Annotated in this window: 25 protein-coding genes and 2 tRNA genes; 20 read left to right on the top strand and 7 right to left on the bottom strand. The window is 41.7% G+C overall.

The genetic code is table 11. From position 1 onward, the window contains the following. The first annotated feature begins 412 nt into the window (after nt 1-412). The 3 genes from WDM69_RS07645 (at nt 413) to WDM69_RS07635 (ending at nt 3,127) form a co-directional block, all read left to right on the top strand. Nucleotides 413-991 carry a LemA family protein gene (locus WDM69_RS07645; protein WP_411350811.1) on the top strand — a complete coding sequence of 193 codons (579 nt, stop codon included), beginning with the start codon at nt 413-415 and terminating at the stop codon, nt 989-991. Between the two features lie 161 nt (nt 992-1,152). Beyond that, a complete protein-coding gene (locus WDM69_RS07640) occupies nt 1,153-2,472 on the top strand; it encodes a TPM domain-containing protein (protein ID WP_338755253.1) in 1,320 nt (439 codons plus the stop codon). Between the two features lie 82 nt (nt 2,473-2,554). After that, nucleotides 2,555-3,127 carry a TPM domain-containing protein gene (locus WDM69_RS07635; protein WP_338755252.1) on the top strand — a complete coding sequence of 191 codons (573 nt, stop codon included), beginning with the start codon at nt 2,555-2,557 and terminating at the stop codon, nt 3,125-3,127. A gap of 250 nt (nt 3,128-3,377) precedes the next feature. Here WDM69_RS07635 and WDM69_RS07630 read toward each other — a convergent pair whose 3' ends face one another. From WDM69_RS07630 to WDM69_RS07620, 3 genes are all read right to left on the bottom strand, one after another. Continuing rightward, entirely contained in the window at nt 3,378-3,689 is a 312-nt protein-coding gene (locus WDM69_RS07630) for an addiction module antidote protein (protein WP_078307961.1), read from the bottom strand. Nucleotide 3,690: 1 nt separating this feature from the next. Then, the gene (locus tag WDM69_RS07625; protein ID WP_078307881.1) at nt 3,691-3,990 is read right to left on the bottom strand and encodes a type II toxin-antitoxin system RelE/ParE family toxin; all 300 of its coding nucleotides are present in this window, start codon (nt 3,988-3,990) and stop codon (nt 3,691-3,693) included. Between the two features lie 701 nt (nt 3,991-4,691). Further along, nucleotides 4,692-4,767, bottom strand: a tRNA-Arg gene (locus WDM69_RS07620). Nucleotides 4,768-4,795: 28 nt separating this feature from the next. Here WDM69_RS07620 and WDM69_RS07615 point away from each other — a divergent pair. The 5 genes from WDM69_RS07615 (at nt 4,796) to queF (ending at nt 8,938) form a co-directional block, all read left to right on the top strand. Next, a complete protein-coding gene (locus WDM69_RS07615) occupies nt 4,796-4,924 on the top strand; it encodes a hypothetical protein (protein ID WP_276206634.1) in 129 nt (42 codons plus the stop codon). Between the two features lie 213 nt (nt 4,925-5,137). Next, nucleotides 5,138-5,758, top strand: a complete 621-nt coding sequence (locus tag WDM69_RS07610; protein WP_078307882.1) for a c-type cytochrome — start codon at nt 5,138-5,140, stop codon at nt 5,756-5,758. Between the two features lie 226 nt (nt 5,759-5,984). Beyond that, the gene (locus WDM69_RS07605) at nt 5,985-6,950 is read left to right on the top strand and encodes an ABC transporter ATP-binding protein (protein WP_338755251.1); all 966 of its coding nucleotides are present in this window, start codon (nt 5,985-5,987) and stop codon (nt 6,948-6,950) included. A gap of 70 nt (nt 6,951-7,020) precedes the next feature. Continuing rightward, nucleotides 7,021-7,794 carry an ABC transporter permease gene (locus WDM69_RS07600; protein ID WP_338755250.1) on the top strand — a complete coding sequence of 258 codons (774 nt, stop codon included), beginning with the start codon at nt 7,021-7,023 and terminating at the stop codon, nt 7,792-7,794. A 280-nt stretch (nt 7,795-8,074) separates the two neighbouring features. Next, nucleotides 8,075-8,938, top strand: coding sequence for an NADPH-dependent 7-cyano-7-deazaguanine reductase QueF (gene queF, locus WDM69_RS07595; RefSeq protein WP_078307887.1), 864 nt, complete (start codon nt 8,075-8,077; stop codon nt 8,936-8,938). Nucleotides 8,939-9,137: 199 nt separating this feature from the next. Here the strand turns inward: queF and WDM69_RS07590 are convergent, their stop codons facing one another. Next, complete coding sequence (locus WDM69_RS07590) at nt 9,138-10,895, bottom strand: proline--tRNA ligase (protein ID WP_078307889.1); 1,758 nt, start codon at nt 10,893-10,895, stop codon at nt 9,138-9,140. 265 nt (nt 10,896-11,160) lie between these two features. On the opposite strand from WDM69_RS07590, the gene WDM69_RS07585 reads away from it, so the two are divergent. The 9 genes from WDM69_RS07585 to WDM69_RS07545 all read left to right on the top strand — a co-directional run bounded on the left by WDM69_RS07585 (nt 11,161) and on the right by WDM69_RS07545 (nt 19,012). Beyond that, nucleotides 11,161-11,871 carry a DUF4230 domain-containing protein gene (locus tag WDM69_RS07585; protein WP_078307890.1) on the top strand — a complete coding sequence of 237 codons (711 nt, stop codon included), beginning with the start codon at nt 11,161-11,163 and terminating at the stop codon, nt 11,869-11,871. A 513-nt stretch (nt 11,872-12,384) separates the two neighbouring features. After that, nucleotides 12,385-13,671 (top strand): hypothetical protein, encoded by a 1,287-nt coding sequence (locus tag WDM69_RS07580; protein ID WP_338755249.1) that lies wholly within the window; start codon nt 12,385-12,387, stop codon nt 13,669-13,671. A 114-nt stretch (nt 13,672-13,785) separates the two neighbouring features. Continuing rightward, nucleotides 13,786-14,310 carry a GTP-binding protein gene (locus WDM69_RS07575; protein ID WP_338755248.1) on the top strand — a complete coding sequence of 175 codons (525 nt, stop codon included), beginning with the start codon at nt 13,786-13,788 and terminating at the stop codon, nt 14,308-14,310. A gap of 277 nt (nt 14,311-14,587) precedes the next feature. Beyond that, complete coding sequence (locus tag WDM69_RS07570) at nt 14,588-15,031, top strand: roadblock/LC7 domain-containing protein (RefSeq protein WP_078307895.1); 444 nt, start codon at nt 14,588-14,590, stop codon at nt 15,029-15,031. A gap of 217 nt (nt 15,032-15,248) precedes the next feature. Further along, nucleotides 15,249-15,968, top strand: coding sequence for a phosphoribosylanthranilate isomerase (locus tag WDM69_RS07565; RefSeq protein WP_338755247.1), 720 nt, complete (start codon nt 15,249-15,251; stop codon nt 15,966-15,968). Between the two features lie 155 nt (nt 15,969-16,123). Continuing rightward, on the top strand, nt 16,124-16,876 hold the full coding sequence (locus tag WDM69_RS07560; protein ID WP_078307900.1) for an SDR family NAD(P)-dependent oxidoreductase: 753 nt from the start codon (nt 16,124-16,126) through the stop codon (nt 16,874-16,876). A gap of 163 nt (nt 16,877-17,039) precedes the next feature. Continuing rightward, nucleotides 17,040-18,242, top strand: a complete 1,203-nt coding sequence (trpB, locus tag WDM69_RS07555) for a tryptophan synthase subunit beta (protein WP_411350812.1) — start codon at nt 17,040-17,042, stop codon at nt 18,240-18,242. Between the two features lie 185 nt (nt 18,243-18,427). Beyond that, complete coding sequence (locus tag WDM69_RS07550; RefSeq protein ID WP_078307905.1) at nt 18,428-18,628, top strand: hypothetical protein; 201 nt, start codon at nt 18,428-18,430, stop codon at nt 18,626-18,628. Between the two features lie 45 nt (nt 18,629-18,673). Further along, nucleotides 18,674-19,012: a hypothetical protein gene (locus WDM69_RS07545; protein ID WP_078307907.1), complete on the top strand. Its 339-nt coding sequence runs from the start codon at nt 18,674-18,676 to the stop codon at nt 19,010-19,012. 154 nt (nt 19,013-19,166) lie between these two features. On the opposite strand, the gene WDM69_RS07540 is transcribed toward WDM69_RS07545, so the two are convergent. Next, nucleotides 19,167-19,961 carry a tRNA-(ms[2]io[6]A)-hydroxylase gene (locus tag WDM69_RS07540; RefSeq protein WP_338755246.1) on the bottom strand — a complete coding sequence of 265 codons (795 nt, stop codon included), beginning with the start codon at nt 19,959-19,961 and terminating at the stop codon, nt 19,167-19,169. Between the two features lie 549 nt (nt 19,962-20,510). On the opposite strand from WDM69_RS07540, the gene WDM69_RS07535 reads away from it, so the two are divergent. From WDM69_RS07535 to WDM69_RS07525, 3 genes are all read left to right on the top strand, one after another. Next, nucleotides 20,511-21,557 (top strand): porin, encoded by a 1,047-nt coding sequence (locus WDM69_RS07535; protein WP_078307909.1) that lies wholly within the window; start codon nt 20,511-20,513, stop codon nt 21,555-21,557. 192 nt (nt 21,558-21,749) lie between these two features. Continuing rightward, nucleotides 21,750-23,378 carry a CTP synthase gene (locus tag WDM69_RS07530; protein WP_078307964.1) on the top strand — a complete coding sequence of 543 codons (1,629 nt, stop codon included), beginning with the start codon at nt 21,750-21,752 and terminating at the stop codon, nt 23,376-23,378. 63 nt (nt 23,379-23,441) lie between these two features. Next, nucleotides 23,442-23,517: transfer RNA gene (locus tag WDM69_RS07525), tRNA-Gly, on the top strand. Nucleotides 23,518-23,776: 259 nt separating this feature from the next. Here WDM69_RS07525 and WDM69_RS07520 read toward each other — a convergent pair. After that, complete coding sequence (locus tag WDM69_RS07520; protein ID WP_338755244.1) at nt 23,777-24,784, bottom strand: restriction endonuclease subunit S; 1,008 nt, start codon at nt 24,782-24,784, stop codon at nt 23,777-23,779. 89 nt (nt 24,785-24,873) lie between these two features. Further along, nucleotides 24,874-25,614 (bottom strand): N-6 DNA methylase, encoded by a 741-nt coding sequence (locus tag WDM69_RS07515; protein WP_338755243.1) that lies wholly within the window; start codon nt 25,612-25,614, stop codon nt 24,874-24,876.

Genomic DNA, 25,614 nt, shown 5'->3' with positions numbered 1-25,614 from the left:
GGTTGATTGAATCGACATTTGCCAACGTATTGATGACGTATCACTGACGTATTGTTATTGACAAACCAACGTATTGACAAAACATAAACAAAGTTAACTTATGATGGGTTATGTAACCATACGTAACAGCAATGTGCCATAAAATCGCATAAATTACCAGCACTAATTACAACTCATGAATAAAAAAATGTCATGAATGCGTGTGCTTTTGTGCTTTTTTGTGTTTATCGCATTGTAAATAGGGCATTGGGTCAGCATAATAGCATCAATCAATCGATACTAAATTGATGGTATTATGGTATTTAAGTCCATGGATTTGTTTGGTCTATGGCTTTGTTTGGGAGCAACCTTAATGTTAAACAACATGTTAAACCACCATATGTATAAAACATTGTCTTTAAAATCTATATTCATGGCGACTGTGTTGGCTGTGTCCACCGTGGGCATGTCTGGCTGTGGCTATAACCAACTACAAGCCCAAGATGAGCAAGTGGCAGCGTCTTGGTCAGAAGTGGTCAATCAATATCAACGCCGTGCTGACCTTGTGCCTAACTTAGTAAACGTGGTCAAACAATACGCCGACCAAGAACAAGAAATATTTACCCAAGTGGCAGAAGCTCGCTCAAAAGCAGGCAGCATCCAAATTACCCCAGAAGTGTTAAATAATCCACAAGCCTTACAACAATACCAAGAAGCTCAAGCTCAAATGGGCAGCGCGTTGTCTCGCCTAATGGCAGTGTCTGAGCAGTACCCAGCACTCAAATCTGATGCCTTATTCCAAGACTTACAAGCACAACTTGAAGGCACAGAAAACCGCATCACCGTCGCCCGCAATAATTATATCCAAGAAGTGCAAGGCTATAACACCATGGTGCGTCAATTCCCCAGCAACATCACCGCTAAAGTCTTTGGCATGGACACCAAACCCAACTTCACTGTGGACAATGAAAAGCAAATCTCCACCGCTCCGAGTGTCAATTTTGGTGACTGATTGGCAGACCAATTTGGTGGATAATGACATTTGATGGGGGTAATATTTGGTGGATAGCAAGTAGGTAGATAGTAAGTGGGTGGATAAAATTTGCCCAATAATTGCCAAATAAGTGTTGATTAAAAAATGTATTGACTAAAAAAAGCGAAGGACCATCGATAATGACTAAACGTGGGCAAACCCAATCAACCAAATCTCAAACCAAAACCGTCAGTGGAACACGGCGTTATTGTGGGTGGGGTGGGGGCTTGGGTGTTTTTGTTAAGAACCCTGGGGTTGCTCTGATGCCATGTGTCCTTAGCATGGGTTTCAGCGCGAGTATGCTAAGTTTAGGCAGTTTGGTGGCTTTAAGTCTGATTACTCCAACGTTGGCACACGCCCAAGATGACATTGCCATTGTCCAAGCCAACAGTCTTGAAAACAACGGCTTTGAAGATGATATGGTTACCATCGGTCAGGTCAGCAAACAAAACCAAGTGGTCAATGACACTGTGTTGGGCAATGATGCCATTGGTAACGCCATCGGCACGGTTAGCGAAAGCTTTAGCAGACAATCGCAAGATAACACCACTCAAAGTAAAACCACCAATATCAATACCGCCACAGTCAATCATGGCATACCCAGACAATCCACCGCTCAAGCGGTTGAATCAGACAAACTTATCTTAAATGAGCCTGTGGTTGACCAAGCCAACATATTATCGGCACAAGAAAAACAACATCTAAGTCAACGCTTACGTGGCATTTATCAGCAAGGATTGGCGCAAGCCGCCATTGTCATTATCCCCACCACCAACGGCACCCCAATGTTTAATTATGCGTTGCAAGTTGCCAATCGTTGGCAGTTGGGGGCAAAAGACACCGATGATGGACTGTTGATATTGGTGGCGATTAATGACCGTAATGTATATGTCTTATCTGGCTATGGGCTAGAAGGCGTTTTGCCTGATGCCATTAATAGTCGCATTATTCGTGAAGAGATTACTCCCAGATTTAAGCAAAGTGATTATGCAGGTGGGTTAAATGCAGCCCTTGACCGTATCGAAGAGCGACTCACCACTGATCCAGATATTCTGGCCCAAGCTGATGAACTGGCTTCTCGACGTGAACAATCACAAAGTGGCGTATCTGGCATCAACCCAATCGTGTTGTTCATCATTGGACTGTTCGCTGGCAACATCGTGACGGGTATTTTTGGGCGATTTTTGGGCTCTGGACTGATATCAGGCGGTTTTTTCTTTCTTTCCATGGCATTGGGTGGTGGTTTTATTCTGTCACTGATTTTGGCCATTTTCCTATGGATATTTTTGATGGGTAATGGTGGTGGTAGAGGTGGGCGTAGTGGTGGCACGCCCATCATTGTGCCAGGTGGTTTTGGTGGTGGCAGTGGTGGTGGTTTTGGCGGTGGTGGCTTTGGCTCAGGTGGTTTTGGTGGCGGCGGCGGTGGTTTTGGTGGTGGTGGGGCAGGTGGTTCTTGGTAAAATGCTACATTATAATTTAAAGCCCAATTTAAAGCTCAATCGTTCATATTAAGCTGTTCAAATTAAGCAAGGCAAAATGACCATGACAATTCAGCAAAATCATCATATAGCCTCCCCCAACCAACGTGCAACAGCTGGGCAAGATTTAACTCAGCCCAGTCTTGCACGTTGGTGGCGACAAGTGATATTTATCCCCATGTTACATGGTAAATGGCTCACCAATGACATAAAGGCTTACCTAAGCAAAAAAGTCACCGAAGCAGAAGTGGGTCATCGTGGTGAAGTGTTTCTCATCATCGAAAATCACTTACCTGTCAACATGGCATATCGCAGTAATTGCCGAGAGCGAGCCATTGGCCTATTTAGCGAGTATCGAGTTTGGGACACCGAAGAAAACACAGGCGTATTGGTGTATGTCAATGTGTGTGAGCATGACTTAGAAATCGTTGCTGACCGTGGTATTAACGCCCATGTTGGTCCAACCGTATGGCAAGCAATGTGCGACAAAGCCATTGCAGGGCTTGCTAAAGGTGATGTGCAAAATAGTTTAAGCGAACTGCTCGATGAAATTGGGCATCTGCTCAGACAACATTATCATCTTGAACATGACCCACAAGGTAATGAGCTGTCTGATATGGTGGTACATTTACGATAGGGGTTTTAACTTTTTAATAACCATTCCCTAAATCATTTTCCAATTTAATACCCCATTCTCAACTCTTTATAACTTATCGATTTTAAAAGGCTGAAAATTTAATGGCTTTTTAACCAAAAGTTATGAGCCTGGTATTTATAAGACTTAAAAAAAAGAGTTGAAAATCAGATAGTTTAATAAATTGCATGGTAAAAACTTTGTGACACAGCAAAATTACTGCATGACAAGGCTATGATAATTGTTGGTTATATCATGCGTTATAAGCATGACAAGCATCATGCTGATTAAATTTAATAGTAAAACCAATATCCAAAGCTTTTAAAATTCTCATCATTGTGTCCCAGCTAGGAGATGTTGTGCCATTGATTGTTTTGTATAGACTTTCACGATTTAAGCCAGTTAAGCGAGAAACTTCAGCAACGCCCTTTTTTTTCATTAAGTGACCGATAGCGGACACAAACAGGCGTTCATCAGCATCATTATAGCAGTCGTTGAGATAGTCTAAAATTTCATCATCTGTATCAAAATAATCAAAAACGTTAAATTCGGTTGGTGTTTTCATGTCATGCTCCATATTCTTTAGCAATGTCTTTAGCCTTTTTAATGTCATAATCTTGTGTTGTTTTATCACCGCCAAGTAGCAATAAAACAAGAGTTTCTTCTGTTTGCTGAAGGTAAATTCGAATACCGCCATGAGTGTGTATTCTTAATTCTATGATGCCATCGCCAACATGCTCAAAGTCACCAAAATGACCAAATACTTCAAGACGGTGTAACCTTGAAACAATAGACTTCTTAGCAATTGGATTTTTAACCCTTTTTAGCCATTTATTAAATTCATCGGTTTTCTTTAGCGTAAACATGTTAGCTCCTTAATGTATTTATTGTAGCTTTTAGGCTACAATAAATCAATAATCATTTGCCATAAATTGGGCATCAACCGACTGTTTAAATAATGGTTTTTCGCCATTAGCGTATTGCATGCACTCATCTAATGGCATGGGTATGTGTTGACCGCTTTGACTGTATGTTTTGCATTTACCACCAAAGCTAATGACATTGGCAGGCTGTGACTGCTGTTTGAGTTGGGCTAATTGCTGTTCAAGCTGGATTTTTTGAATTTCTTGATTGAGTTTATCTATGTCTGACTGAGTTTCTGTGGTTGTGATGATGGCTGGTGGATTGTCATCAATGATAGATTTGCTTTTTTATTTATTTCTATTAAATTTATTGAACTTCTTGTAAAACCTCAATTTTATTAGGTTCGGGTTTTTTACAAAAGCCTTATACAATAAGAATAATCCGATTGTTGCTCATTAGTTTTGCAGGAAGTCTATTATTATCAAATACTGGCATTTCTTATTAAAAGCAGGTATGCAAGAAAAGGCAGGCGAAATCTTGCAGATAAATCGCACAAGATTAGCAAGCTTCAAAAAAGGATACAGACAGCTCAATGATGATTTTATTCTAAGATTAGCAGAACTACTAAAACTGGACAAAGGCGAAACGCTCTATAAAGCCAAACTGGAGCTTGACCCAGAGAATGCACATTTATGGGAGTTTATGGTGTGCTCGGCGGGACTCGAACCCACGCCACAGGCTTCGGAGACCTGTACTCTATCCAGTTGAGCTACGAGCACATGAAATAACACAAAGAATGGATGTCAGATGGCTGTTACCAAAACAATGACCATCACCGCCATCACCATTATGGCAGATAAGGGCAGACAGTCTAACAAAAAAAAAGCAACTTGCCAACTTTACTCTGACTGGAAACCGACCAATAATCCTGACTAAATGTATTAAATGACACAAAATCATAAAAAACTGGGTGGTTTATAAAATTTTCTGTTAATCTTTCATGGCAATTTGGGGTCATTATCCCTTATAATGGTGGGGAAAAATAGGACGCACCCAAGATATTTCTACCAATCGTAATGTGCATCAACATTGTTTCACGTTGTTTTACGTTTGCAATGTTTTACGTTTACAAAATGAGAGACGTGACGAATGAAAAAAGTAGTTATGTTAACCACCGTTGCCGTATTGGCAATGTCTGGCATCGCCGTTAGCCAAGCAGAAGAAACCACCACTGACACAGTGGCGACAGCCAGCCAGCCAGCGGTTGCTGATGGCGTGGCTGATGAAGCCATGGCAACCGACACCATGGCCGTAGAGACTGCTGATGCCACCACAACACCAACCACCAAAGCTCAAGCAGACGCTGAGCCAAAAGCACAAATCCCCCAAGATACCCCTCAAGTTCAAAAGTTGATTGCTCTATACCCCAAACTTGTGGCACGCATTCAGCCTTATGGCAAAGTGTGTTTTGAAGGGGAAGACTGTGATGTCACCGTAACCGCAGCTGGGGCAGGCAATGCTGATGGCTCACCTCGTGATGGCAAAACTGTGTATAATGCTGTTTGCCACACTTGCCATACTGGCGGCCTGCTTGGTTCACCCAAATTGGGTGATGCAGGTGATTGGGGGGCTCGCATTGCCCAAGGCAATGACACCTTATATAAACATGCCATTGAAGGCTTTAACGCCATGCCTGCCAAGGGTGGAGCAGACATTCCTGATGAAGAAGTGCAGAACGCTGTGGACTATATGGTCAAAAGTGTCAGCTAACTTATTTTTTTGACTTATTAAAAACCTGTCTTGATTAAGCCACACCCCAAATATTAGACAACTTTTGGGGTGTTTTTGTTTTTGGCTAAATTTAAATCGCCATATTTATCCCCATATTGTATTAATGGCCATGTCAATCGCATGATAAGTAAAATCAAGCACAATAATGTCAATAATATTAAGCTTAATAATATTAAGCATAACCACAATAAAGGAACATGTCTTTATGACATCTGACCAACCACAAAACCAGCAACCAGCATTAAAAATCCAAAATTTATCAAAAACCTACCCCAACGGTTTTACTGCCTTAAAGGGCATCAATTTGACAGTACCTCAGGGTGGATTTTTTGCCTTACTTGGGGCGAATGGAGCAGGTAAATCCACCACCATAGGCATCATCAGCTCACTATTTAAGCCCACCTGTGGCAGAGTGGAAATATTTGGGGTGGATTTACTTACCAATCCAGGCCAAGCCAAGCAGTTTTTGGGGGTTGTGCCACAAGAGTTTAATTTTAACCAATTTGAAAAATGCCTTGATATTTTACTGTTACAAGCAGGGTATTTTGGCATTGGCAAACAAGACGCTTTACCACGAGCTGAGCAGTTGCTCAAAGCATTGGGATTGTGGGATAAAAAAGACACCAAAAGCCGTTCGCTCTCAGGCGGCATGAAACGCCGACTGATGATAGCCCGTGCCTTAATGCACCGCCCACGTTTGTTGATTCTGGATGAACCAACCGCAGGTGTGGATATTGAACTTCGCCGTTCGATGTGGGAGTTTATGCAACATATTAACGAGCAAGAAGGGACGACCATCATTTTAACCACCCACTATCTAGAAGAAGCCGAACAACTGTGTAAAAATATTGCCATTTTAGACCATGGTGAAATTCGCATTAACACGGATATGAAAAGCTTATTGGCAAGTCTTGATATGGAAAGTTTTGTATTGGATTTAACCACACCGCATGACAAAAAAATTGTGCTAAATCATGTGGTTAAAACCTCCCAACCAGACCCATTAACATTAGAGGTAACGCTAAAAAAAGGGGAAAGTTTAAATGATGTGTTTGCTCAATTAGATGCACAGCAAGTTGATGTGGCAAGCATGCGAAATAAATCCAATCGGTTGGAAGAGTTGTTTTTAGGAATTGTGGAAAATAATTTAACGGAAAAATTAGAAAATTAGGTCTATAAAAAACCACATACCAAAATAGATTTAATGAGCATCGATTTAATGAATAGACATAGAGTTAACCATGAATTTACAACAGCAATGGGTTGCTTTTATTACCCTAGCCAGCAAAGAAATGAAACGCATTTTACGCATTTGGCCACAGACGCTTTTACCACCTGCCATTACCATGAGCTTGTATTTTATTATTTTTGGTAAAATGATTGGCTCTCGTGTTGGTGAGATGGGCGGTGTGCCTTATATGCAGTTCATCGTACCGGGGCTTATCATGATGGCGGTGATTACCAACAGCTATTCTAATGTGGTATCCAGTTTTTTTTCGACGAAGTTTCATGGCAGTATTGAAGAGATGCTGGTCAGTCCGATTTCTAAACACACGATTTTATTGGGATATGTCGCAGGTGGGCTGTTTCGTGGATTGGTGATTGGTTTCATAGTGACCATATTGGCGTTATTTTTTACCAAATTAAGCATGGTACATGCTTTTGTTACGGTGTTTACGGTGGTGATGACCTCAGTGTTATTTTCACTGGCAGGTATGATAAATGCGGTGTTTGCTCGTTCATTTGATGACATTTCTATCGTACCAAGTTTTGTGCTAACACCACTGACCTATTTGGGTGGGGTATTTTATTCGATGGAGAATTTGTCATCTTTTTGGCAAACGGTGTCATTGTTTAATCCGATTGTGTATATGGTTAATGCGTTTCGCTTTGGAATTTTGGGGCAGTCAGATGTTAATGTGTGTGGGTCGCTTTTGGCAATTGGGGGGGTTACGGCGATTTTTTATGCTGTGGCGTATTATTTGTTGAATGATGGGAAAAGGATACGGATTTAGTATGGCAACTGCCAAATGTGCGATAAATTTGGCTTTTGTAAATTTGGCTTTTGCCATTCAAAAAACGCTTGATAATATTCAAAAAAATCCAAAACCTGTATCAGGTGGCACAAACCAAAAACCAATCTGATTAAATTCTAAGAAAAGCCATCATTTTACGTTATAATACACCATAGTTTTCTGTTGACGACGAGAACCAAATCATCAACATTCTTATCTTTTTCCCCAATCGGTAAACCGATAATAAAATGAATCCTGTCATTAAATAAAAGCATAAACAATGAATACGAAACAAACCCCAGAAAACAGCCATTTGGGTCAATCCACCACCTACCCGAAAACCTACGCTCCTAATATTCTTTATCCCATTCCTCGGGCATTGGGACGCAAAAAGCTTGCTTTGCCTGCTGACCAATTAAGCTGTGGTACAGATTTTTGGCATGTATTTGAGCTGTCATGGCTTAACCCGCAAGGCATATCACAGGTGGCGATGGCTCGTCTTGCCATTCCTGCCACGTCTGAATATATCATTGAGTCAAAATCGCTGAAACTGTATTTTAACAGCTTAAATTTTAGCGAATTTAACAGTCAATCAGAGATACAAAATGTCATTGAAAAAGATTTATCAACATGTCTCAATGCTGATGTAACAATACAGATTTTTGATGTTAAAACGGCTGATAGTTTACCCATTAGTGAGCCACAAGGTGAGTGTGTTGATGATTTATTTGATGATTTTGCTGATGGCGGTCAAAAAATCACCATGACTCAAGATGTGGATAGTGGCTATTTGGCATTTGCCACCGATGGTCAAATGAGTAAGAAACAAATCTTTCACTCACATCTGCTTCGCTCAAACTGTCCTGTTACCAATCAACCCGACTGGGGTACAGTAGAGATTATGATTGATTGCCCATCGATTGATAAAGTAGGATTACTGACTTATATTTTAAGTTTTCGCAATCATAATGGCTTTCATGAACAATGTGTGGAACAGATTTTTAGTGATTTAACCCATGTGTTTTCACCCAAAAGCCTTGTGGTACGGGCATGGTACACACGCCGTGGTGGTATTGACATCAATCCGTGTCGGGCAAGTGATTTAAGTTTATTGCCAAAACCCAGTCGGTTGAATCGGCAGTAAACATAAACATAAAAATGAAAATGAAAAGACCAACGGTAAGTTGCTCTCTAAAAAAAGCCCTAACCTAATATGATGGGGTCTGATGAATTGTGTTGATAGGCTGTTTTGATAAATGGCTTTGGGCTTTGAGATAAATGGCTTTGATAAATATTGCTTTGATAAATATCGATAAATATCAAAGTTCAACACGCCCTAGCCATTAGCCTAAAACTTTTGCCAACACGTCATCATGACTCAGCAACTGTTTTTCACCATTGTCATTACCATGACCACGATAGACATATTCATATTGAGTTTGTTCTGGATATTCTTCGTTCATGTTGCGGGCAGACACCACAATGCGGTGGGGGATACCGACCAATTCTAAATCAGCAAATTTCACCCCAGGGCGTTCGTTGCGGTCATCAAGCAGGACGTTAACGCCTTGTTGCAAAAGTTCGTGATACAGCTCATTTGCCAGCACATTAACAGGGTCGTCATCATGATTGCCTTTGCCTTTTGCCAGTGGCACAATTGCCACATCAAACGGGGCGATAGAGTCGGCTTTATCAGGGGTGGCAGGCCAAATGATGCCATTGTCGTCATGGTTTTGTTCGATGGCAGCGGCGATGATGCGACTGACCCCAATGCCATAGCAACCCATCATTAAGGTAACAGGTTTGCCATCTTCGCCTGTCACGTTGCATCTCATCGCTTGCGAGTATTTATCCCCCAGTTGAAAGATATGCCCAACTTCGATGCCCCGTTTGATTTGGAGCGTGCCTTTGCCATCAGGTGATGGGTCGCCTTCAACCACATTACGAATGTCCACCACACGAGTGATTTGTGCGTCTCTATCCCAGTTCATTCCTGTGCTGTGGTGATCAGGTAGGTTTGCCCCACTGACAAAGTCGCTCAACACGGCAGCTGATCTGTCCACAAACACAGGCATGTCTAAGTCCACACCGATATAGCCTTTATGAAGACCTGCTGATTTGATGTCTTCTTCACTTGCCATGGTCAAAGGCGTGCTGACTTCGGCAATTTTTTCAGCTTTGATGTCATTTAAGGTGTGGTCACCTCTGAGTACCAACGCCACCAGTTGCGGTGCACCTTCAGCAGTTTGTCCTTTGACGATGAGCGTTTTGACAGTTTGTGCCAAATCAATGCCCAAATGACAAGCGACGGCTTCACACGTTGGCATGTTGGGTGTTGGGACGTTTTGTTTGTGTTGCGTGGCGGCAGGTCGCTCAGTGGTACAGATGGCTTCAGCAAGCTCAATATTGGCAGCAAAATCTGAACCGTTTGAAAATACGATGTCATCTTCACCGCTATCTGCCAACACTTGAAATTCATGTGATGCAAAGCCCCCAATCGAACCAGTATCAGCTTGTACCGCACGAAAGTTCAACCCCAAACGGGTAAAAATGTTGCCATAGGCACGGTACATGTCTTGATAAGTATCCGCCAATGATGCTTGGTCAATGTGAAATGAATACGCATCTTTCATGGTGAATTCACGAGCACGCATGATGCCAAAGCGAGGGCGGATTTCATCACGGAACTTACTTTGAATTTGGTAAAAGGTAATAGGCAACTGTTTATAACTGCGTAACTGGTTGCGAGCGATGTCGGTAATGACCTCTTCATGTGTCGGACCCAGCACAAAATCACGCTCATGACGATCTTTAAATCTGAGCAATTCAGCCCCATAATCATCAAAGCGTCCTGATTCTTGCCATAACTCAGCAGGTTGAGTCATTGGCATAAGCAATTCTTGAGCATTGATGGCATTCATCTCTTCACGCACGATGCTCTCAACCTTATGTAACACCCTAAGACCCATCGGTAGCCACACATACAGCCCTGATGCCAGCTTACGAATCAGACCTGCTCTGACCATCAGCTGACTGGAGACAATATCAGCATCGCTTGGTGTCTCTTTTAATGTGGCAAATAAAAATTGACTGGCTTTCATATCAGTGGCTCACAAATAAAATAAATAAAGGGAACAATAAATAAAAGGAATAAATAAGTTAGCGACCATAAACTGGCTAACCAAACCCATCAATGCCATGTCAATCAATGGTATGTAAACTGAGCAGATTACGCAATGTTTTTTTATCAGTTTACCGATATTTTAACTGTCTTTGATTGCTTTTTGTCTTTGATGACTGGTATCGTTAAATTGACTGACATTGTTAAATTGCCTAATAAGTCTTGATAAAAAGGAAATAACCTTCATGACACACCCCTTAACTGAACAAACCAACAGCAAAAAACCCACCCAATGGATAGGCATTTTATTGCTCATGGTGGGTTTTTTGGGCATGGCATTGATGGCGTGGCAACTTTTTAAGCCAACCCAACCCAACCCGGTCGAAGCCATCAGTCGTGATGGCGTGGTCAGCCAAATCCAACAACTTAATCGCCTACAAACGGTTGCTTACAGCGTGGACACCGTGATTACCAGTGAAAAGCAAGGCACATGGTATAGCCTTTGGCAGGATAAACAAAAGGGTCTGTTCATCGCTCACGGCCGTGTTAATGCAGGCGTGGATTTGGCAAAGCTAACCCCCCAAATGATTACGCTTAATCCCATCGTACCAGAAGTCAGCGACTCCCAAGCCAATCACAACCAAATTGCCAATCAAGTAACCAGCCTAGACAATGCCAACATTCACATCACCTTGCCACCTGCCCAAATTTTTGATGTCTATCTTGATGACATTGAACTATATGACTGGAAAACAGGTGTGTTTGGTATGCTACAAGCCGACCCAGCCATTCTCAAAGAAGCCCAATCTGTGGGTAAAAGCCAAGTACTCAAGCAAGCTTGTCAAGGTGGCATTTTAAAGCTGGCAACCGATAACGCCAAAGTGCAAGTGGAACAACTGTTTGAAATGACTGGAGCAAGGGTAACCGTGGCGGTCAGCCCAAGTCAGTCTTGTTAAGATTCATTAACGTTAATCAAAAATGTGTTTCATCACAATTTGTGTGACTGAATTTGTATGACTGAATTTGTATGACTGTGCTTTAACATTCATGGTATTATCCTGCTGATGCCATGATGCTTTGTAAATGGCGATTTGTAAATGACGGTTTGGATTAGTGGGCAAATATATTGCTTGACAGGTATGGTATTATTGCCTTATCTGCTTTAAACTTGAAAGACTACAAAAATATTAAGCAAAAAATACAAAACATAAGTCATGTTCATGCTTTTATCTGCTAACTGACTGTTTTTTGGCATTTTATCATGTTTGATATTTTGTCAAGCTTGGTATTTTGTCAAAATAATCATCATAATATGATGGTATGATGACAGTTTGGCAAAATTAACACCATCATTCTGATGCCATCATGCCTAAGCTTAATGTTATATTTCTTATTAAGGCTTATTAAGCTGGTATTCATAAAATGATGTCATTGCATTTGCAAGCAAATCATGTATTTGGAGACGCAACATGTCTAGCCTTTCGGCAAATAATCAAGGAAATCTTAAGCACGTCATGCGGACGGCTTTGGTGGGTATCAAGCCAGCAGACCAAGTTATTTTAAAGGGTTATTTAAGAGTCCTACTAAGGTTGGAAGTGGATTTGGAATGGGTATCTGCCAATCATCCTGATGTGGATTTGTTCTTTATCAGTCATGAATTTAAACATGCTGATAACGTCATCAAGTTGCTTGCCAAGCAAGGGCGAAAACCTGCCTTATATATTAAACGTTCTGCCAATGAAGAAGGGACATTGGTTGGCGATGAACTGTCCTTGCCACTCAAAAAAATGGACGTGTTGAATCAGTGGTTATATTCTCATGTGGCGTTATTGGGGGCGACTGCCACACGAAACACCCACACACAAAATACGCCCAGCAACCAATCAACACAGACTGAGCAAACCAGTCAAACGCCAAGCCAGCTGACAAACCCAGTTCAATCATCAACCGCTCAATCATCAACCACTGATACTCACCAAGCCATACCCACTCACCAAGCCCTTATTCGCTTTATTGAAGCCATTCACCAACCACAAGCAGACAAACAACATATTGTGCTTGCAGGTGATATTGTCGCCACCGTGGATACCAAGCGACAGATTGTTTGGCAACGTGATGCCAATATTGCCAATATCCACGCTTTATTTGCTGACAATCTGACCACGATTGATTTGGTGACTGCTAAAGATGAACCAACAGGGCAACCAACTGACCTAAAACAATGGCTGTGGGACAACGCATGGGCAAAAATTGACAGCCTAACCCCTTTAATTAGCCAGTCAGCCACCTTTGCTTTACGCTATTGGGTTAAGCCAAGCCATGGCGTGGAGCGTCGAGATTTGTTACGCATCATGACTGCCATGGAGCATGGTCAAAATGGCGTTGTTGACATTGCTGATATGGCAGGCACATCGCCCATGGTTACCAAACAAGTACTGGCAGGACTGTTGTTTGCAGGTTATTTGGATAAATCCGCTTATGACAACTTAGCCGTTTTAGCCGTTGCCCCATCTGTCAGCTCGCCAACCAACACATCAGCCACACCTTCTCAGAGCGTTGATGGCATTGATGCCAAAGCATCACCACTTGATGCCATATTGTCACAACGAGCGTTAGGCATGCCACCCAAACCCCAACCAGCATCAACCATTACTCCGACGTCTCAACAGACCGCTCAACCAGCCAAATCTGATGCACCAGAGAAGAAAGAGAAGATGGGCTTTTTATCAAAATTGCGTCGTAAATTGGGTCTGTAACGATTAATAATCGCATGTGATAAATTTTGGACATTTTTTGGTCATTTACTGACATTCTGCCTTATTTTTATGGTATCTTTATTTTTAAATTTTACATTTAATAGGTAATATTGTATGCAACGTCTTAAAATCGTCTTTAGCGGTCCTATGGGGGCGGGCAAAACACAGGCCATCGCCAGTTTATCTGACATTCCTGTGGTGTCTACTGAAGTAAAAAATACTGACCTTGATCAGCACACCAAGGCATTAACGACTGTGGGCATGGATTATGGTGAGCTAACCTTAGAAGGGGGCAGCAGTATTGGTTTGTATGGCACGCCAGGGCAAGAGCGATTTAACTTTATTTGGCCCATTTTATCGCAAGGGGCTTTGGGCGTGGTGATTTTGATTGACCATTCATCTGAAGATTCTGTCAAAGAGTTAGAGAACTATATCAACACATTTAAATCCATTTATGATGGGCGTATTGTCATTGGCATCAGCCAAATCGATAAAAAACCTGAGCGTGATTTTGCCATTTATCGAGCATGGATGGATAAACATGGTGTGAATTTGCCAATCTACCCTGTGGACATGCGTGTCAAAGATGATGTGCTGTTGTTGGTTGAGACCATCATTGCATCGCTTGAGCAATCTTAGTTGCCATCTAATATGGTTGCCATCAAGTACGGTTGCAATCAAACACAGGCATGAATGAAATGCAGTTATAAATACAGTCATCAATCAACCCCATTTGTTATTGCCAGCGTTTATCTGAGATAAGTTTTGTGTGTTTGTGGTAATTTATTTGTGGTCATGAGGTCTCATATTGTGAGTTTTTGTAAATTATATTATGATTACCATCAATGGTGAGTTAGCTTTCTAAAGCTCTGTTTAACTGGCTCTGTTTAACCAATATCAATCGGGAATACTTATAATGAGTGACAAACTGTTTAAATCTGACTCTAATCGCATTAAACCTTCTGATAAATTTATCTCTGCTTCTAAAGAGGTGCTAAATAGCTTGGTGCATTCCACCAGCGGCATAGAAGGTGTGCTACTTGCCACCACTGATGGCTTTGAAGTCAGCTCAATCTTTCATAACAAATATGACGGTGGTAAACTGTCAGCTGTTGGCAGTTCTATATTGGCATTGGTACAAGCCTTGGTCAATGAAGCTCATTTAACTGGCTGTCGTAGTGTTATCTTAGATGCTGAAAATGGCAAAATCATGATTAGTGCTGTGGCAAACGAAAACCAACCCATGATTGCCATTGTGTTAACCAAACAACAGGTATTGTTGGGTCAGGTCATGCACGGCATGAATAAAGCCATGTCACAATTGATTGAGCTGGATAAACAATATAATACCAGCACTTAACCAAAAGTGCTTAAACGCTTAATTAAAAGCACTTAATTGACCATTCAATCAACCATCAAATCAACCATCAAACGTGTCATGGTTGTTAACATATGCCTGTGGTTTGGTTTATGATATGGTCAGTCTGATGATGGCTGATAAACATAAGCGATTGGCAAAGCCAGTCGCTTTTTTTATGATTGTTTAGATGAGATATGGATTGTGGGGATATTGCGATATGAACGCTTTTGGTGGTGCTAAGAATGCAAGCACAAGGGTTTCAAGTACAAGGGCTTCAAGCACAAGGGGTTTAAATACAAGACCTGCCATAAAATTCTGTGGCTTAACGCAAGCACAAGATGTTGCCAATGCTGTTAAGCTTGGTGTAGATGCCATTGGTTTGGTGTTTTATCCACCAAGCTCCCGAGCGGTTACGGTAGAGCAAGCAATAAAGCTTGTTAAAGCCATACCTGTCTTTACCACCGTTGTGGCGTTGGTGGTGAATTTGTCTGAGCAAGAACTGGTGGCATTGGCTGAGCAAGTGCCATTTGATGTGATACAGTTTCATGGCGATGAATCACCTTTGATGTGTCAGCAGATGGCAAAGCATGTCGGTAAACGCTGGATAAAAGCCATTCGGGTACGTGAAGAGGACGATGAAGTCAGTATCTTGTTAAAAATCAATGAGTTGTATGACCATGGTGCAAGTGGGGTACTGCTGGATTTGTACCACCCTGATAAATTTGGGGGTACAGGTGAGCGGTTTGATTGGGGCAAATTGCCAAAGAATTCACCGTTACCGATGATTTTGGCAGGGGGACTGACGGCAGACAATGTGGCTCAAACTTGTGAATTACCAATTTATAGCGTTGATGTCAGTGGCGGGATTGAAAGTCAAAAAGGGGTGAAAGATTTGGAGAAAATGATGGATTTTATCAAAAAATTAACTGGCAGATAACAACATTACTGATGTGTGTCGTTGCTGACGTGTGTCGTCATTTTTTGACTAAGTTTAGATTTAGAACAATGTCTATGGACTAATCACTTATGTACTAGTATAATATAACGATAAATCGATAGATAAATCAACAATGACCACAAGGAAAATCCAGTATGAACATCTTAATCACAGGTGTAACATCAGGTTTTGGTAAAGCAATCGCAGAATTATTCATCAGCAAAGGTCATACCGTCATTGGCACAGGCAGACGACAAGCCAAATTAGATGCCTTAAAAGCACAATTTGGCGACTGTTTCATTCCGCTTGCCTTTGACATCGCTGATGTGTCAGCAACCATGACCGCACTTGCCACTTTGCCAACTGACCTGCTGACCAACATTGATGTGTTGGTCAATAATGCAGGGCTGGCGTTAGGGCTTGAACCTGCTGATAAAGCCGATTTTGCTGACTGGCAACAGATGATTAACACCAATATCTTGGGTTTGGCTCACTTAACTTATGCCATTTTGCCACATATGACTGCCAAAAATAGCGGTTATGTCATCAACATTGGCTCAACTGCAGGTAATTATCCATACTTTGGGGCAAATGTGTACGGAGCAACCAAAGCATTTGTCAAACAGTTTGGCTTAAACTTACGAGCTGATTTGGTGGGCAAAAAAGTGCGAGTGACTAACTTAGAGCCGGGGTTGTGTGGTGATACGGAGTTTAGTAATGTCCGTTTTAAAGGCGATGATGACAAAGCCAAAACCGTGTATGATGGCATCTTATTCATCAAACCAAGCGACATCGCCAACATCGTGGCGTGGCTTGTTGAGCAACCAGAGCATATCAATATCAACACACTGGAAGTGATGCCAACCGCTCAAACCTTTGCAGGATTAAAGGTGGTTAAGGATTTGTGATTTAAGCAATAACGATGCAAGCAACCCAAATTTTACCCAAAAAATTGAAAATTCGGTGCTGTTAACTTTTAATAAATAAAAATTCTAGCAAAATTGCCAACAAATTTAATATAACCAATTAATGATTGTAGGAAAACCAATGAACACTAAAAACCCAATCACCATGACAGACTTTACCCAATTTCCAGACTCCAGTGGACACTTTGGTGTGCATGGCGGTCGATTTGTCTCTGAAACTTTGATGCAAGCCATCGAAGAATTAGAAGTCATATATACCAAAGCCAAAGCTGACCCACAATTTTGGCAAGCGTTTCAACAAGATTTGGTTGACTATGTTGGCAGACCCACGCCGTTATACCTTGCCAAACGGCTAAGTGAAGAAAATGGCGGTGCAAAAATTTATCTTAAACGTGAAGACTTAAATCACACAGGGGCGCATAAGGTTAATAATACCATTGGTCAAGCTTTACTTGCCAAGATGGTGGGCAAAAGACGCATCATCGCTGAGACAGGGGCAGGACAGCATGGTGTTGCGACCGCCACCATTGCTGCACGGCTTGGTTTAGAATGTGTGGTGTATATGGGCAGTCATGATGTTGAGCGACAAAAAATGAATGTCTATCGCATGCGACTGCTTGGGGCGACAGTTGTGCCTGTGACATCTGGTTCAAAGACCCTAAAAGACGCCATGAATGAAGCCATGCGAGATTGGGTAGCCAATGTGGATAGCACCTATTATGTCATCGGTACGGTGGCAGGACCGCACCCATATCCACAGTTGGTACGTGACTTTCAAGCCATCATTGGGCGAGAAGCCAGACGCCAACACCTAGAAAAAGAAAATAAACTGCCTGATGCCTTGGTGGCATGCGTTGGTGGCGGCAGTAACGCCATTGGGCTGTTTTATGAGTTTTTAAACGACCTTGATGTGGCGATTTATGGGGTAGAAGCGGCAGGCGAGGGCATTCAGACAGGCAGACATTCTGCCCCACTGAATGCAGGGCGTGTTGGGGTATTGCACGGCAATCGCACCTATCTGATGGCAGATGATGATGGGCAAATTCTTGAAACCCACAGCATATCGGCAGGTTTGGATTATCCGGGGGTTGGTCCTGAACACAGTTTTTTAAAAGATGTTGACCGGGTTAACTATGTTGCCATCACTGATGATGAAGCCATGAATGCCTTTGGGCAACTGACCCAAAAAGAGGGCATCATTCCTGCTTTAGAAAGCTCTCATGCGGTTGCTTATGCCCTAAAACTTGCCAAAAGCATGACACCTGAGCAGTCCATCATTGTCAATCTGTCTGGGCGTGGGGATAAAGACTTGCACACAGTCATGGCGTATGAAGGGATTGAGTTGTGAGTCTTTTGGTCATATTAATTGGTTATATAAAGCCATTTGGTAACATATTTGGTTACATAAAGACACATAGTTTTACGTCTTATGTCTACCGCTTGTCAGCAAATGTCAGTAAGCTGACACAGGTTAGCTGATTTATCAATATTATGTTTATTCATTCATTTATGTGTCAATGGAAGGAAATCATCATGGAACGCAAAGACCCCACCAATTTGGACGACATCAATCATTATGAAGGTCGTAAATATCAACCTAAGATAGATGGACCAGCACAAGAGTCGCAAGAAACCGATGAAATTTATGCTGACCCAAGAGACAATGAAAATTTGCCACCTGCAGGGGTTAACGCAGGTGAACTTAAGGTGGATAATTTAAGTAAGCTTAAGTAAGCCAAATCAGTCAGGCAACAAAATAATTGATAATAAAGGAAAACCATGACCAACACGCCCAGTAATAAAACACTAAATAGACAGGCATCAGACAGACAAGATGTTGAGCCAAGCACCGACATTCAAGCCAATCTTGAGACCAACATCAAAGGCTCAAAAATCTTAGATGCAGACACCAACCCACTACCGCATGTTAACGATGGTGATAACGTTGCTCGTCAACCTGACCGCCGTGATCAACAAGGACAGGCATTTGATGGGGGTGTGAATGATGAAAACCTAAAAACAACCACTGAACTGGGTGAACCACGTTTGGCATCTGATGACATCACAGATAACAACAAATACACCAATGCACAAAACGCCCAGCATCGTTCGCTATGACCCCAAAAGCGGAGTTATATTTAGCCCCAAATGTGTTGCGTGTTGCGTCCAAATCTTAAAATTCTTAAAATCCTAAAACCTTAAAACCCTAAATTGACAGCATTTGGGGTTTTGTTTAGGTTTGGGTTTGGTCTTTTTTAGATTGGCATGCCACTTAGATTGGTATGCCACTATGAAAGCGTAATTCATCATCAGGGGTGCTTATCAGCTCAGCTTCCACTTCACGAAAAAAAGCCACCCTGTCGCTAATGTCTTTATGACTTATCGCATTTGTCGTTGTGTTTGCCATTGCATTTGCCAGTGCCAAATAATCTTCGTAATGACGGCTTTCGGACTTAAGCAAATGGCGGTAATATCTTGCCAATCGCTCATCTTCTACGACTTGTGCCAAAGCCGCAAACCGCTCACATGAACGAGCTTCAATAAATGCGCCAATAATCAACACATCAATCATGGCAGCAGGTTCATGGGTGCGTTTGTGTTTAAGCATGCCTTTGGCGTAACGTCCTGCTGGCAGATGCGACCAAGACAGCCCTCGTTCTGCCATCAGTGCCAACACTTGTTCATAATGCAACATCTCTTCTCGGATAAGCTGTGCCAGTTTTTTTTGTAACTCGGTATTAAATTCATACTGAAAAATCAAATTCATCGCCGTACCAGCGGCTTTTTTTTCACAATTGGCATGGTCTTGTAAGATTAGGGGCAGGTTATGACAGGCAGCGGTTAACCAAGCAGATGAGGTGCGACAGCCCAAAAATGCCAGAATGCCACTGATGTCAGCTGAGGTGGTGGTGGCATTACTGTTGTTATGGTTGCTGTTGCCATGGTTATTGTTGTCATGGTCGCTGTTGTGGTCGTTTTTCGTCATGATATTTTTCGGTATGATGTTGTTTGCCATGATGTTGTTCGCTAAGGCTTCATCAGCAGGGCAAAAAGATGTGGACGGCATAATTAACCTTAAAGATGACAATAAAAAATGATGAAAGCAAAAAATAATAAAAACAAAAACAGTATTGTAGCAAATATCAAGCATGCTTATCACAAAAAACAAGCCGTTAGCGGGTATCTAGAATGCCATTGTGTCGGGCATGTCTGCTGTTGCTGGCATGCCTTTTATTGGCCATTTGCTTGATGCAACATGACCATCAAGGCAAATATGCGTCTTAGTCATAAAATTTTTTGGTAAAAAATGACCCAAATAATAAAAAAAATGTTGCAAATTGTGTCAAAGTTGTTATTCTTATGGGTGAGTATGAGTTTGGTTAAAGATGTTGCTTATATGATGCCAAGTTAAGCACCTGATCTGACATAAGTGCTTTCCTTTTGTGATTTTATGACCAACAATCTGATGACATGACGTTGCCATGCTCTGTTCAATGTAAACCTTAATTTAGGCCTTTAATTTAGACCATGGTGGTCTAGTCATAGATTGCCAACTGGGCGTTAGCTTATTAGAGCAGCCCATCACTAAAAAATGTCATATAAAGTGGAGAGACCCATGAAAAAACTACTTTTAGCGTCAGCTGTTGCTGCTCTATCTGTATCTGCTGCTAACGCAGCACCCACCGTTTACGGTAAAGCGTATTTGACTGTTGATGCCAGCAATGCTAAAGCAACTTCTAAGTCAGGTCTTGTACAGACCAAAGAAGACACCAATGAAAAAGGTCTTAATTCAAACAGCTCACGCATTGGTCTAAAAGGCTCAGAAGCATTGACCGCCAATACTGATGTGGTTTATCAGCTTGAGTATGGTGTTGCCATTGATAATGGTGCAAAAGAACAAAAACAGTTCACATCTCGTGATACTTACCTAGGTCTTGCTCATAAAGAATACGGCACATTATTGGCTGGTCGCTTAACCACCATTGATAATAATGTTGATTTTGCCAGAGTGTTGGAAGGTAATAACGTGGGCGACATCGTTCCTAGTTTTGATGGCCCACGTGTCAACAATGCCTTTGCCTATGTATCACCTGAATACAATGGTGTTCAGTTCTTAGGCATGTATGCTTTTGATTCAGACACTGATAAAGGTGGTCTTGCCAAAGATGACCAGTTTGGTGTGGGTGCAACTTATAGCACAGGTCCTATCAATGCAGGTGCCACTTATATTCACTACGGTGATGACAACCACATTCGTCTGTCTGGTAACTATGCTGTTTCTCCAGCATTGACTGTGGGTGCTTTATATCAAATTTCAAAATTTGGCGTTGCTGCTAAAAACCAAAAAGCCAGTCCTTTGTTTGATGGCAATGTAGGCGATAAAAAAGAAAATACCCTTATTGTCAGTGGTGAAATGAAAACCGCCACCCCATGGACAGCCTACGGTCAAGTGGCTTTGATTAAAAATGCCGCTGGTTTTGATGATAAGTCAATGGGTATCGGTGTTGGCGGTAAATATGCCTTTAATAAAGCCACCACAGGTCATGTCTACACTGGCTATGTCAACAGCGAACGTAAAAATGCTATCATCAACAATAGCCAATACGACAGCACTAAAAACACTGGCTTTGGTGTCGGTGCTGGTGTCGAATACAGATTCTAATCTGGTCCACTTGCTAATCAGCTAACGTGCTAAAGTTAGCTGGTAAAAGTCAGCAAACAAAAATCCACGTCAATTGGCGTGGATTTTTTTTATGTGAGTTTTTGGCTGATTTTTATAGATAAATCTAGTAAAATTTGCCTTTACCGATTGAATGTGATTCTTATTATGATGGATAAAAAAACTGATACGAATATGACTAAATTTATCTTTGTCACAGGTGGCGTGGTGTCATCATTGGGTAAGGGCATTACTGCCGCATCGTTAGCCGCTGTGCTAGAAGCCCGTGGGCTAAGGGTTACCATGACTAAGATGGACCCTTACATTAACGTTGACCCCGGTACCATGAGCCCTTTTCAACACGGTGAGGTTTTTGTTACCCAAGATGGGGCAGAGACTGACCTTGATTTGGGCTATTATGAGCGGTTTTTGCGTCATTCTAAAATGAGCAAAAGCAATAACTTTACCAGTGGGCGTATTTATCAGACGGTGCTTAATAAAGAGCGTCGTGGGGACTATTTGGGCGGTACGGTGCAGGTCATTCCCCACATCACTGATGAAATTAAGCATCGTATCCATGCCAGTGCTCAAGGGCATGATATTGCCATCATAGAGATTGGCGGTACAGTCGGTGATATTGAAAGCTTGCCATTTATGGAAGCGGTGCGTCAGATGATGGTTGAGCTGGGGCGTGGGCGTGCCATGCTGATGCACCTAACGCTTGTACCGTATATCTCCAGTGCTGGTGAAACCAAAACCAAACCCACACAGCACTCGGTCAAAGAGTTGCGTTCCATTGGGTTACAGCCTGATGTGCTGATATGTCGCAGTGAGCATCTTATCAGTCAAGACAATCGCCGTAAGATTGCTTTGTTTACCAATGTAGAAGAGCGTGCGGTTATTTTATGCCCTGATGCGGATACCATTTATCAAATACCACGCATGTTGTATGAACAGGATTTAGATGACCTGATATGCGAACGTTTCACCATTCAAGCTCCTGAAGCTGATTTGTCTGATTGGGACACAGTGGTTGATGCTTTGCTCAATGCTGATGGTGAGGTCAATATTTATATGGTGGGTAAATATGTGGAGCTACCAGATGCTTATAAATCCATCAACGAAGCTTTGCTACATGCGGGCATTAAACACCGAACCCATGTCAACATTCACTATATTGATGCTGAACGACTACAGACAGATGATGACTTACTGGCACAGTTAAAACTGGCCGATGGCATTTTAGTGCCTGGGGGCTTTGGTGAGCGTGGTACAGTTGGTAAAATGAAAGCCATTACTTATGCCAGAGAAAATAACGTGCCATATTTGGGCATTTGTTTGGGCATGCAGTTGGCGGTGATTGAATACGCTCGTCATGTTCTGGGGCTAAATGCCAATTCCAGTGAGTTTGACCGTAAGAGTGCTGAACCAATCATTGGCTTGATTACCGAATGGATGGATGAGCGTGGTGAGTTACAAATTCGTCATGACGACTCTGACCTTGGCGGCACAATGCGATTGGGTGAACAAAAGGCTACGTTGGTTGCTGACAGCAAACTAAAACAAATCTATGGCACACACACCATTAACGAGCGTCATCGTCATCGCTATGAGATGAATAATCGCTATATTGAGCCATTGGAGCAGGCAGGCATGAAAATCTCTGGCTATTCTGCAAAGCAACATTTGGTGGAAGCGGTGGAGATTAGTGAGCATCCTTGGTTTGTGGCGGTGCAATTTCACCCTGAATTTACCAGCTCACCCCGAGACGGACATCCTTTGTTTAACAGCTTTTTGGCGGCAGCAAAACAGCATAAAAGATAAAAATCAGCAGAACAAAAAGTGTTGACAAGCAAAAAATATGCGATATAATGGTCAGCCACAAACGCGGGAATAGCTCAGTTGGTAGAGCACGACCTTGCCAAGGTCGGGGTCGCGAGTTCGAATCTCGTTTCCCGCTCCAAATGCTAAAAATCCTAACCTAAATGGTTAGGCTTTTTTATTTGTGCTTTTTATGTTTTGCAATTAAGTGGCTCGGAAGAGTTTTGCTCGCTCTGTTTTCGCCATCTGGCTCTGCTTCCACTGACTGGGCAAGGGCTTTGGCGACAAAGTTGCCATTGGACAGCCTTTTGTTAATTGGGGTGTGGGGTGGGGCTATTCACCTGACATTGAGACGGTGGTGGCGGCTCATTGTGGGGTGTTTGGGGTGGCGAAAACATTAATTAGCCCTTCCCTATCGCTTGCTTAGTCGCTTCTATCTTTTTATCGGCGTACAAGACCACATCTTTTATTACAAGTTTTTGTATGGCAGAGATGAGCAACACCATATAGTCGTAGTTGGGTGCGTTGTTTTGGGAAGGAAGAAAAATATTTAATTCGTCTGCATCTTTTGCATAAAAATTACGAGCATAACTAAACTTACCAGTATAAGAAGATTTATGAATAGCCGTTGTGGTAAATATAGAGGCGTGTTTGTTTAATTTTTCTGTATGAACAACAGCTATATGGTCATCACCTCCATAATCATAATTACGATATTTAGCTGAACCAAACATATCAATCGTAGTGGTATTTTTACTAAATACTTCTACCTCATTTCCGATATATGCAGAAATACCTGTATCTGCTTCTCCTGCCGTAACAAATGGCAAATTCCCCGTTATTCTATCAGCACTTTTTAAACGCTTTCCACGAGTTGATTTCCCAAATAGTTTTTTAAGATTAAACTCTGCCCACTGTACTTTACCATTTTCAAAATCGGCAAGAGCCTGTTGCTCAGCAAACGTAAGCGTATAATCTTTTAAACCTGTAACTAAGAGATATGCCTCGAGCTGCGAGAGGTGGAACGCCTCGAGCTGCGAGATAAAATTTTCCATAAAATCAAAATCAATTTCGCCATTTTTGGTGGGAAGAGAGATTTTTTCCTCTTTTACTTTTGCCCAACCAGATTTATTACCCCAATCATATTTAGAGTAGACTTTATTCAAGGCACTAACAATAAAAGAATGTATTTTTGATATATCAATATTTTTATCCTTAAATCTAAAAGCATAGCTATCTTGCAATACAGTAAATTCATATGGCTGATAAAAGACTTTACCGAACCCATTTGCTGTTGCAGAAAATACCTTTTCAAGAATGGTAGCATTTTCTCTTGAAATATATCTTCCTATTTGATTGTTTGATAAAATAGCAGTAGTTGCTGGTAAATCACCAACTTCATTTTTCATTATATTATTGGCATCTATTTTTTCAAACAAATCTCCAATTCTAAACTCTGCCCACTTAACTTGTTGGAGTTCTTGTGTTAAGTGGGTTTCTACTTTCCCAGTTGTTTATCTTGGTTTTTCAATAGGTTAGATACTTCCCACGCCAAATAGTCACTTACGGTTTTCTTAAAATCTTCCAGCGTGGGTTTGGTATCAATCGGTGCGGTTTGATTCCAGTCAGCACCACTTTTGGGGTCAATGGTATTTTCATAATATTCTTTTTCTGTAAAGATATTTAGTTGGCTTTTCCCAAATTCTACTAAATCTACGACTTCCTGATAGCGTTGTCTGGCTCTGTCGGTGTCTTTTAGGTTGTTACTTGCCTTTTTGCGATTGGTGCGTGTATAGCCGTCGTTGGTAAAATCAATGAATTTAACGATGGATTTTTCTTTGTGTTTTTCACCTATTTTAAATACATAAATGTTGGTCTGTACGCTGGATTTACCGATAAACAAATCTATTGGCATTTTGATACTTGCCAATAGGGTATGTTTTTGTAAAATGCGTTGGTTAATTTCTTTGGCTCTTCCACTACCTGCCGAGTTTTGAATAATAATGGCAGCATAGCCTTTGTGCATCATATTCAAGGCGGTTTCCACAAAGTTCATTCCGTTGCCTGTGGCAGAATAAGGTGGATTGAGAATAAAGGCATCGGCTGGGAATTTTTCATCTTTATTGCCAAAGCCATAATTTCCATCAAAATCTGTTAGCGAATTTTTATTGATGATGTTAGAACTTCCATCTCCCATCATTATCATATTGAGAATGGCGAGCATGTAGACACTGGACAA

It is taken from the genome of Lwoffella lincolnii, from assembly GCF_037201985.1.
GTDB lineage: Bacteria > Pseudomonadota > Gammaproteobacteria > Pseudomonadales > Moraxellaceae > Psychrobacter > Psychrobacter lincolnii.
Note: the sequence above shows the minus strand (reverse complement) of the source record. Positions and strands in the feature narration are given on the sequence as shown.

Excerpts from the sequence above, each read along its gene's own strand:
- WDM69_RS07580 (WP_338755249.1), top strand. The coding sequence starts at position 12,385 with ATGTCTAGCCTTTCGGCAAATAATCAAGGAAATCTTAAGCACGTCATG.
- WDM69_RS07530 (WP_078307964.1), top strand. The coding sequence starts at position 21,750 with ATGACTAAATTTATCTTTGTCACAGGTGGCGTGGTGTCATCATTGGGT.
- queF (WP_078307887.1), top strand. The coding sequence starts at position 8,075 with ATGAATACGAAACAAACCCCAGAAAACAGCCATTTGGGTCAATCCACC.
- WDM69_RS07615 (WP_276206634.1), top strand. The coding sequence starts at position 4,796 with ATGGCTGTTACCAAAACAATGACCATCACCGCCATCACCATTATGGCA.
- WDM69_RS07565 (WP_338755247.1), top strand. The coding sequence starts at position 15,249 with ATGAACGCTTTTGGTGGTGCTAAGAATGCAAGCACAAGGGTTTCAAGT.
- WDM69_RS07520 (WP_338755244.1), bottom strand. The coding sequence starts at position 24,784 with ATGAAAAATGAAGTTGGTGATTTACCAGCAACTACTGCTATTTTATCA.
- WDM69_RS07630 (WP_078307961.1), bottom strand. The coding sequence starts at position 3,689 with ATGAAAACACCAACCGAATTTAACGTTTTTGATTATTTTGATACAGAT.
- trpB (WP_411350812.1), top strand. The coding sequence starts at position 17,040 with ATGACAGACTTTACCCAATTTCCAGACTCCAGTGGACACTTTGGTGTG.
- WDM69_RS07600 (WP_338755250.1), top strand. The coding sequence starts at position 7,021 with ATGAATTTACAACAGCAATGGGTTGCTTTTATTACCCTAGCCAGCAAA.
- WDM69_RS07575 (WP_338755248.1), top strand. The coding sequence starts at position 13,786 with ATGCAACGTCTTAAAATCGTCTTTAGCGGTCCTATGGGGGCGGGCAAA.
- WDM69_RS07540 (WP_338755246.1), bottom strand. The coding sequence starts at position 19,961 with ATGCCGTCCACATCTTTTTGCCCTGCTGATGAAGCCTTAGCGAACAAC.
- WDM69_RS07535 (WP_078307909.1), top strand. The coding sequence starts at position 20,511 with ATGAAAAAACTACTTTTAGCGTCAGCTGTTGCTGCTCTATCTGTATCT.
- WDM69_RS07645 (WP_411350811.1), top strand. The coding sequence starts at position 413 with ATGGCGACTGTGTTGGCTGTGTCCACCGTGGGCATGTCTGGCTGTGGC.
- WDM69_RS07570 (WP_078307895.1), top strand. The coding sequence starts at position 14,588 with ATGAGTGACAAACTGTTTAAATCTGACTCTAATCGCATTAAACCTTCT.
- WDM69_RS07605 (WP_338755251.1), top strand. The coding sequence starts at position 5,985 with ATGACATCTGACCAACCACAAAACCAGCAACCAGCATTAAAAATCCAA.
- WDM69_RS07560 (WP_078307900.1), top strand. The coding sequence starts at position 16,124 with ATGAACATCTTAATCACAGGTGTAACATCAGGTTTTGGTAAAGCAATC.
- WDM69_RS07625 (WP_078307881.1), bottom strand. The coding sequence starts at position 3,990 with ATGTTTACGCTAAAGAAAACCGATGAATTTAATAAATGGCTAAAAAGG.
- WDM69_RS07550 (WP_078307905.1), top strand. The coding sequence starts at position 18,428 with ATGGAACGCAAAGACCCCACCAATTTGGACGACATCAATCATTATGAA.
- WDM69_RS07640 (WP_338755253.1), top strand. The coding sequence starts at position 1,153 with ATGACTAAACGTGGGCAAACCCAATCAACCAAATCTCAAACCAAAACC.
- WDM69_RS07585 (WP_078307890.1), top strand. The coding sequence starts at position 11,161 with ATGACACACCCCTTAACTGAACAAACCAACAGCAAAAAACCCACCCAA.
- WDM69_RS07590 (WP_078307889.1), bottom strand. The coding sequence starts at position 10,895 with ATGAAAGCCAGTCAATTTTTATTTGCCACATTAAAAGAGACACCAAGC.
- WDM69_RS07635 (WP_338755252.1), top strand. The coding sequence starts at position 2,555 with ATGACAATTCAGCAAAATCATCATATAGCCTCCCCCAACCAACGTGCA.
- WDM69_RS07610 (WP_078307882.1), top strand. The coding sequence starts at position 5,138 with ATGAAAAAAGTAGTTATGTTAACCACCGTTGCCGTATTGGCAATGTCT.
- WDM69_RS07545 (WP_078307907.1), top strand. The coding sequence starts at position 18,674 with ATGACCAACACGCCCAGTAATAAAACACTAAATAGACAGGCATCAGAC.